Below are 7,099 nucleotides of genomic sequence, written 5' to 3'. Positions count from 1 at the left end.
TTGGTCGTCGAAGTGATCATTTCATCCTCATCGTTTCGAGCATGAGTTGCTTGGCGGTCGACATCGCTTCGACCATGTTGCGGTACTGGCGCGAGGCTTCGAGCATCTCGACCATCTCGGAATTCTCATCGACCGGGGCTTCCCAGACATCGCCGTTCTCGTCGGCGAGCGGGTGGCCCGGATCGTGGCGGCGGATCGGCGCGACATCCTCGCGCACCACTCCGCCGACGCGGACCGACGAAAGGCCGCTGGCCCGGTCGAGCTCCTGCTCGAACACGGTGCGCATCGGGCGATAGGCCTCTTCCTCGCTGCCCGCGACCGAGCCGGCATTGGCGAGATTCGACGCTGCCGTGTTCATCCGCGTAAGCTGGGCGGACATGGCGCGATGACCGATTTCGAAGAAGGTCGGGCCCGCCATCGTCATTCGCCCCGGATCGCGCGGGTGACGGTCTCGACCCGTCCGCGCAGGAAGTTGAGCGTCGCCGTATAGGCGACGGCGTTCTCGGCGAAGGCCGTCTGCTCGGTCGCCATTTCGACGGTGTTGCCGTCGAGGCTGGCCATGGTCGGGATGCGGTACTGCATCGCGCCTTCGCTGGCGCGATCGCTGTCGACGCCACCCAGGCGGGCCTGCAGCGCGGCGGCGAAATCGACGTCGCGCGCCTTGTAGCCGGGCGTGGCGGCATTGGCGATATTCGAGCCGAGCACGCTCATGCGCTGCGACCGGATTTCCAGTGCCGCCCCGTGAATGCCGAACAAACCTTCGCTCATGTGAGCCTCCGCGAAAAATTACGGAAGATGTTCAGCAAGGGGCGTGCCAAAAACGAATTGCCGCCCTCAAACGGGTCAAACCGGCAATGGCTGGCAAGGCTTTGCCGGATAGCGGCAAAGTTCGTCCGCCGGATAAAACTGCCGCTGCCGCCGCCGTTCTAGTCCGCAAGGAGTAGCTACCCCATGCTGGAAACCTGGTTCGACCCCGCCGCGATCGCCATCGTCCTTGTCGGCACGCTAGTGGCGACCGCCATGCGCTGCGGCATAGCCGACAGCCGAACCGCCCTCGGTGCCGTGCGCGGCCTGTTCGAGCGATCGTTCCACGCGACCCGCGCCAAGGCCGAGCTTTCGCTGCAGATCCGCACGATCGCCGACGACGGCTTCGTCCGCGCCGAGGTCCGCCGCTTCGGCGACAAGGAATTCGACAGCCTCTCCGACCTGATCATCAGCCAGCGTTCGATCCAGTCGCTGCACAGCGAACACCTCAAGTTCAAGGAAGCGCGCCTCGCCCGCGCACAGACCGCGACCCGCGTGCTCGAATGCGCCGCCGACCTCGCGCCGGTCTTCGGGCTTGCCGGGACGCTGATCGCGCTGGGCCAGGCACAGGGGCCGTCCTCCGCGGACACGGGGCTCGTCGGGGCGATCGCCATGGCGGTCGTGACCACGCTCTACGGGCTGGTCGCCGCGAATTTCCTCTTCGCGCCGCTGGCAAGTGCGATCGGGCGCAAGTCGCGGCAGGAAGAGAGCGATCGCGACGAAGTGCTCGAATGGCTGGCCCACGGTATCCGCCAGACCGGTGTCCGCAGCGTCACCCCCCTGCCCCAGAGGGAAGCGGCATGATCATTCGCGCCGCCTCGGGCTGGCAGACCGCCACGGCGGACCTTGCGCTGATCCTGTTCCTTATCACCGCGCAGGCCGTGCGCGAGGAGCAGCCGACGCCAGCCGTAGCGGTCGAGAACGAGGCTTCCGCCCCGGCCGCTTCCTCCGCGCTCGCCCTGCACAGACCCGCGCAGGGCGAAAGCGTCAGCAAGTGGTTGCTCGCCACCGTCACCGACGAGCGGCAGGTCGCCACTGTCACCGTCAGCTATACGCGCGAACAGCGCGCGCGCGCTCTTGCCGAAGGCGAGCGCCTGCTCGAGGAAGCCGAAAATGCCGGCGTGGCTGCGCGACTGGTGGCGACGCCCGATGCACGCGACGATATCGTGATCGCAGTCGACTACCTCCGCGAAAGCGAAGATGGCACGAACCTTGCTCGATAGCGGTGGAGGCTCCCGCCGGGGGCACTACGCCAATCAGAGCCAGGATCGACCATGCGCCATCTCTTTCTAGGACCCCTTGCCGCTTCGCTGCTCGCGACTGCTGCCGCAGCCGCCACGCCGATGGACCTGTCGATGATCGATCGCGCCGTCGCCGATTTCACCGGTGCCGAGATCGGTCAGCCGGGCGGCGCCAAGCTGCCCGTCGACCGTCGCCTGCGGCTCGCAAGCTGCCAGTCCCCGCTCGACCTGCAATGGTTCGGGCGCGACCAGCGCTCGGTCCAGATCGCCTGTCCCAGTGCCGGTTGGCGGATCTATGTCGCCGTCGACAATGGCGGCGGCGGTGCCTCCCACGGGGTGCAGGCCTATGGTGAAACGCTCGTCCGTCGCGGCGAAGCGGTCAGCATCCAGGTACGCGGCGGTGGCTTCACGCTCACCCGGCAGGGTTCTGCCATGGAAGACGGCGCGCAGGGCGAATGGATCAAGGTGCGCGCCACGGGCGAACGCACCGAAACGATCCGCGCCATGGTCATCCGCCCGGGCCAGGTCGGCATCGAATTGCCGTAGGCGGCAAATTTCATTGCCGGGGAGTTAAACTCGCAAAAACTTCGTCGTTCTGTGAAGCAACCAGCCAATGGAGCGGAACGATGCGAATTGTCGGATTGCCGGAATTCTCGGGAGCGGTAGTGCGTTCGAGCACCGCCGTTTCGGCAGCGGGAAAGATTTCGCCCTCACAGAAGACCGCGGCGGAAGCTCATCAGGCCGACGCCCCCATTGCCACCTCGCGCCTCTCGGCGGGTTCGCAGGCCCCGGTCGATAACGACCGCGTGGCGGAGATCCGCAAGGCGATCGAATCCGATACCTATCCGCTGATCCCCTTCGAGATCGCCGACGCGATCATCGCTGCGGGCCTTTATGGAAAGATCGCGAAATGAGCCGGAAACAGGAAACGCTGGCGACCCTGCAACAGATGCTCGCACTTTTGCAGGGTGAGCGGCAGGCGCTTGCCGCTCTCGACCTCGAGCGGATCGTCACTTGCACCACCGGCAAGATGGATCTGTGCGCCAGGCTGGAGGCCGTCGAACAGGACAGCCTCGACGAGGAATGCCTCGGCGTACTCGACGCGGTCCGCCGCCTCAACGAGATCAACCGCCGCCTGCGCAACCTCATCGCGACGAATGTGCAGAACCGCCTCGGCGCGCTGAGCGGCAGCGGCCAGCCCTATTCCGCCCTGCCCCGCCAGGGTATGAGCGTCGCGCTCGCCTGAGCCCTTGGTCCGGTCGCACGGGTAAATTTGGCACGGACCTTGCTGAACCACCGGGAAAGCAATCCCCGGAGGTTTCGTGCCCACCATCAGTCCAATCCAGACCGCCGAAGTGCAGGGCGCCATCGCCCGCGCTGCGCAGCGGACCGGAGTCGACTTCGATTACCTGCTGGCACAGGCCCGGCTTGAATCGGGCCTCGATCCCAACGCCAAGGCAGGCACGTCAAGCGCGACGGGCCTCTACCAGTTCATCGACTCGACCTGGCTGCGAACGCTCGACCGGCATGGCGCCAAGCACGGCATGGACTGGGCCGATGCGGCGATCGGGTCCAATGGCCGCGTCGCCGACCGCGCCACGCGCGATCACCTGCTGGCCCTGCGCTACGACGCCGATACCTCCTCGCTGATGGCCGCCGAGCTGACCCGCGAGAACGCCGACGGTCTGCGCACGAGCCTGGGACGCGAACCCGAACCGGCCGAACTCTATCTCGCCCATTTCCTCGGCCTCGGTGGCGCCCAGCAGTTTCTCGGCGCGCTCGACAGCAATCCCGGCCAGTCTGCCGCCGCACTCATGCCGCAGGCGGCCCGCGCCAACCGGCCGATCTTCTATGACGGCGGCTCGCCGCGTTCGGTCGGCGAAGTCATGTCGCTCATGCGCAACAAGGTCGCCTCGGCCTACGGCACCGGCCAGATGCCGGATGGCGGCAATCGCATCGAATACGATTTCGCCGGATTGGCCGCGCGTCCCGCCTTCCGCCAGACGACGCACAGCCGCAGTAATCTCGCCATGCCCTCGCTGCCTCCGGCGGGCGGACCGCGCCCCTCGATGGCGGATACGCTGCGCTCGACCTTCGGCGATGGCAGCACGGGCGCTAGCCGGGCTAACGACCACATCGCCGCCGCCTATGGCAAGTTCAAGGCATTCGGCCTGTGAGCGCGCGCCAGATCCTCAATCCCGGCCTCGCACTCCCGGTCGGCATCCTGACGATCATCCTCCTGATGGTCGTGCCGATCCCTGCCATGCTGCTCGACGTCTTCTTCGTGCTCAACATCGCGCTGTCGGTGTCGGTGCTGATGGCGGCGATGAATGCGAAGAAGCCGCTCGATTTCTCCTCCTTCCCGTCCGTGCTGCTCTTCGCGACCCTGCTGCGTCTCGCGCTCAATGTCGCCTCGACCCGTATCGTGCTGCTCAACGGCCACGAGGGCGGTGAAGCGGCGGGCAAGGTCATCGAGGCCTTCGGCGCTTTCCTGATCGGCGGCAATTTCGCCGTCGGCATCTTCGTCTTCCTGATCCTCATGGTGATCAACCTGATGGTCGTGACCAAGGGTGCCGGACGCGTGTCCGAAGTCTCCGCCCGTTTCACCCTCGATGCCCTGCCCGGCAAGCAGATGGCGATCGACGCCGACCTCGCCGCCGGTCTGATGACCGCCGACGAGGCCAAGGCTCGCCGCCGCGAGATCGCCACCGAGGCGGATTTCTACGGTTCGATGGACGGTGCCAGCAAGTTCGTGAAGGGCGATGCGGTCGCCGCGCTGCTGATCCTGGGCATCAATGTGATTGCCGGCCTCGTGCTGGGCATCACCACCCACGACCTCTCGGCAGGCGAAGCGGCGCAGTTCTACATCACCCTCGCCGTCGGCGACGCGCTGGTCGCATCGGTCCCGGCGCTGCTGCTGTCGATCGCCGCCGCGGTGATCGTGACGCGCGTGTCCGATGCCCGCGATCTCACCGGGCAGATCGGCGGCCAGCTGTCGGATCCCAAGATCTGGCTGCCGGTCGGCTGCATCCTCACCGTGATCGGCTGCATCCCGGCGATGCCGCAATCGATCATCCTGCCCCTGGCCGGAGGGGCCTTCTGGCTGTGGAACCAGCTGCGCAAGCGGCAGGTAGCGGCGGAGACCCAGCCCGAGCCCGAGGTGGTCGTCGACCCCGCGAGGATCGCGATCGAGGAAGTCACCGACCAAACGCTGGTCACCATCCAGCTCGGCTACGGCCTGATCCACATGACCGACGAGAAGCGGGGCGCGACGCTGGTGACGCGGCTTACCGGGCTGCGCAAGCAGATGTGCCAGACCTTCGGCTTCATCGTGCCGCAATTCCGTATCGAGGACAGCTTCGAGGTCGAGCCCGACAGCTATCGCATCACGCTCGGCGGCGCGATGATCGGCGGCGGCAGGATCAAACCCGACCACTTGCTGGCGATCGATACCGGCGAGGTGATGAATTCGCAGCCGATCCCCGGTGAAGCGACCATCGACCCGAGCTTCGGCTGTCCGGCGCTGTGGATCGATCCGGGCACGCGCGACCTGGCGGTTGCCGAGGGCTATCTCGCGGTCGATCCCGAAAGCGTCATTGCCACCCAGATCCACCAGCTGCTCGCCGTACGGGCGCAGGATCTGCTCGGCCCGGACCAGGTCCGCGACCTGATAGACTACCTCCGCGGCCGCCATTCGCAGCTGATCGATACGATCACCCCCCAGCCGCTGACGCTGGCGGCGGTGACTCGCCTGCTCAAGGCACTGCTCGCCGACGGAATCTCGCTGCGCCATTCGCTGCGTGTGTTCTCGAGCATCTCGCTCGCCGCCCAGCAGACCGCCGAACACGATCGCCTGATCGACCTCGTCCGCGCCGACCTGGGTGCGATGATCGTCGCCGAGGCCTGTCCGCCGGACGCCAAACTGCCGGTCATCACGCTGGCCGCGCGGCTCGAGGAAATGGTCGTCGGCGGGCTGCAGGACCCGGCCTCGGGCGAGATCGTGATCGAACCCGATCTCGCCCGCTCGATCGGTGAACGGATCGGCGCCATCGTCGCCCAGCGGGACCCCGCCGCCGCGCGCCCCGCGCTGATCGTGCAGCCGCGCGCGCGCCGCGCCCTGACCGCACTTCTGCGCCTGCGGGCCCCGCAGTGCCTGGTCCTCTCGATCAACGAATTGCCCGCCGCGCAGCCGATCGAAGTGATCGCGGTCGTCGGCGACGAACAGCACGAACAACCCGCCCAACTCGGCCATGAAACGGAGGCCCTTGCGGCATGAAGTACGACCACTCCAATTTCAACGCCCAACGCGCCTATTCGAGCGAGATCAACGACCGCATAGGCCGGTTCCTGCCGATGGTTCGCAAGCTGGCCTGGTATTACGAGGGCAGCTGCGGCGCTTCGGTCGATATCGACGATCTGATGCAGGCCGGGATGATCGCCCTGACCGAATGTGCGCAGAAGCACGATCGCCCCGGTGAAGACGGATTTGCCGCCTACGCCAAGATGCGTGTGCGCGGGGCGATGATCGACCTGCTGCGCTCACAATCGCCGCAGGCGCGCGGCGCTGCGTCGCAACGGCGCCGGATCGATGCCGCAGTCGACGAGCTGCGGAGCAAGCTTGGTCGCGATCCCTCGGCAGCGGAAATCGCGCGGGCGCTCGAAATCTCGCTCGAGGAGTATCACGACATGCGTACGCAGCTCGCGACCCGGATGGTCGATCTCGAGGATTGCTATTCGGATTCCAATTCGCTCTTCGAATCGGCAGAGCCCGATCCGGAAGCACAACTGCTAGAAGCCGGCGACCGGGTTGCTCTTGCCCAGGCCATCGCCGAACTTCCCGAGCGCCTTCAGCTCATCATCAAGCTTCACTTCATCGAAGAACTGAATCTGACCGAAATCGCTGCGGTGCTGGATGTCAGTGTTCCGCGGGTGCATCAGCTAAAAGCGTCGGCCCTTTCGAAGCTCAAGCTTGCAATTGTCGAACGCGAAGACGACTGAACATTACTTAGTCAGGCACGGAAATGTCAAAAATTGGCGGGTGATATTCATGGCTT

At 66.0% G+C, this 7,099-nt stretch carries 10 protein-coding genes; 8 read left to right on the top strand and 2 right to left on the bottom strand.

The window, feature by feature from the left end:
• Positions 1-16: 16 nt before the first annotated feature.
• Positions 17-418 carry a flagellar basal body rod protein FlgC gene (gene flgC, locus ACN4E0_RS01690; RefSeq protein ID WP_221600908.1) on the bottom strand — a complete coding sequence of 134 codons (402 nt, stop codon included), beginning with the start codon at positions 416-418 and terminating at the stop codon, positions 17-19.
• Positions 419-420: 2 nt separating this feature from the next.
• The gene (flgB, locus tag ACN4E0_RS01685) at positions 421-768 is read right to left on the bottom strand and encodes a flagellar basal body rod protein FlgB (protein ID WP_419564864.1); all 348 of its coding nucleotides are present in this window, start codon (positions 766-768) and stop codon (positions 421-423) included.
• A 183-nt stretch (positions 769-951) separates the two neighbouring features.
• Between flgB and ACN4E0_RS01680 the strand changes: the two genes are divergently transcribed.
• From ACN4E0_RS01680 to ACN4E0_RS01645, 8 genes are all read left to right on the top strand, one after another.
• On the top strand, positions 952-1,608 hold the full coding sequence (locus ACN4E0_RS01680) for a MotA/TolQ/ExbB proton channel family protein (RefSeq protein ID WP_419564862.1): 657 nt from the start codon (positions 952-954) through the stop codon (positions 1,606-1,608).
• Complete coding sequence (locus ACN4E0_RS01675; RefSeq protein ID WP_419564859.1) at positions 1,605-2,027, top strand: hypothetical protein; 423 nt, start codon at positions 1,605-1,607, stop codon at positions 2,025-2,027. Before ACN4E0_RS01680 ends, ACN4E0_RS01675 begins: the two co-directional genes overlap by 4 nt.
• Before the next feature lie 51 nt (positions 2,028-2,078).
• Positions 2,079-2,591, top strand: a complete 513-nt coding sequence (locus tag ACN4E0_RS01670) for a flagella basal body P-ring formation protein FlgA (protein WP_419564857.1) — start codon at positions 2,079-2,081, stop codon at positions 2,589-2,591.
• Between the two features lie 119 nt (positions 2,592-2,710).
• The gene (locus ACN4E0_RS01665; protein WP_419564854.1) at positions 2,711-2,959 is read left to right on the top strand and encodes a flagellar biosynthesis anti-sigma factor FlgM; all 249 of its coding nucleotides are present in this window, start codon (positions 2,711-2,713) and stop codon (positions 2,957-2,959) included.
• Positions 2,956-3,291, top strand: coding sequence for a hypothetical protein (locus ACN4E0_RS01660; RefSeq protein WP_419564852.1), 336 nt, complete (start codon positions 2,956-2,958; stop codon positions 3,289-3,291). Before ACN4E0_RS01665 ends, ACN4E0_RS01660 begins: the two co-directional genes overlap by 4 nt.
• A 76-nt stretch (positions 3,292-3,367) precedes the next feature.
• Positions 3,368-4,222, top strand: a complete 855-nt coding sequence (locus ACN4E0_RS01655) for a transglycosylase SLT domain-containing protein (RefSeq protein ID WP_419564851.1) — start codon at positions 3,368-3,370, stop codon at positions 4,220-4,222.
• Positions 4,219-6,321 (top strand): flagellar biosynthesis protein FlhA, encoded by a 2,103-nt coding sequence (locus tag ACN4E0_RS01650; RefSeq protein WP_419564849.1) that lies wholly within the window; start codon positions 4,219-4,221, stop codon positions 6,319-6,321. The genes ACN4E0_RS01655 and ACN4E0_RS01650 overlap by 4 nt, the downstream gene beginning before the upstream one ends.
• Positions 6,318-7,043: a sigma-70 family RNA polymerase sigma factor gene (locus tag ACN4E0_RS01645; protein ID WP_419564847.1), complete on the top strand. Its 726-nt coding sequence runs from the start codon at positions 6,318-6,320 to the stop codon at positions 7,041-7,043. The genes ACN4E0_RS01650 and ACN4E0_RS01645 overlap by 4 nt, the downstream gene beginning before the upstream one ends.
• Positions 7,044-7,099: the final 56 nt, after the last annotated feature.

Origin of the sequence: Qipengyuania sp. (assembly GCF_048550555.1) — a bacterium.
Lineage (GTDB): Bacteria > Pseudomonadota > Alphaproteobacteria > Sphingomonadales > Sphingomonadaceae > Qipengyuania.
Note: the sequence above shows the minus strand (reverse complement) of the source record. Positions and strands in the feature narration are given on the sequence as shown.

Excerpts from the sequence above, each read along its gene's own strand:
- flgC (WP_221600908.1), bottom strand. The coding sequence starts at position 418 with ATGGCGGGCCCGACCTTCTTCGAAATCGGTCATCGCGCCATGTCCGCC.
- flgB (WP_419564864.1), bottom strand. The coding sequence starts at position 768 with ATGAGCGAAGGTTTGTTCGGCATTCACGGGGCGGCACTGGAAATCCGG.
- ACN4E0_RS01680 (WP_419564862.1), top strand. The coding sequence starts at position 952 with ATGCTGGAAACCTGGTTCGACCCCGCCGCGATCGCCATCGTCCTTGTC.
- ACN4E0_RS01675 (WP_419564859.1), top strand. The coding sequence starts at position 1,605 with ATGATCATTCGCGCCGCCTCGGGCTGGCAGACCGCCACGGCGGACCTT.
- ACN4E0_RS01670 (WP_419564857.1), top strand. The coding sequence starts at position 2,079 with ATGCGCCATCTCTTTCTAGGACCCCTTGCCGCTTCGCTGCTCGCGACT.
- ACN4E0_RS01660 (WP_419564852.1), top strand. The coding sequence starts at position 2,956 with ATGAGCCGGAAACAGGAAACGCTGGCGACCCTGCAACAGATGCTCGCA.
- ACN4E0_RS01645 (WP_419564847.1), top strand. The coding sequence starts at position 6,318 with ATGAAGTACGACCACTCCAATTTCAACGCCCAACGCGCCTATTCGAGC.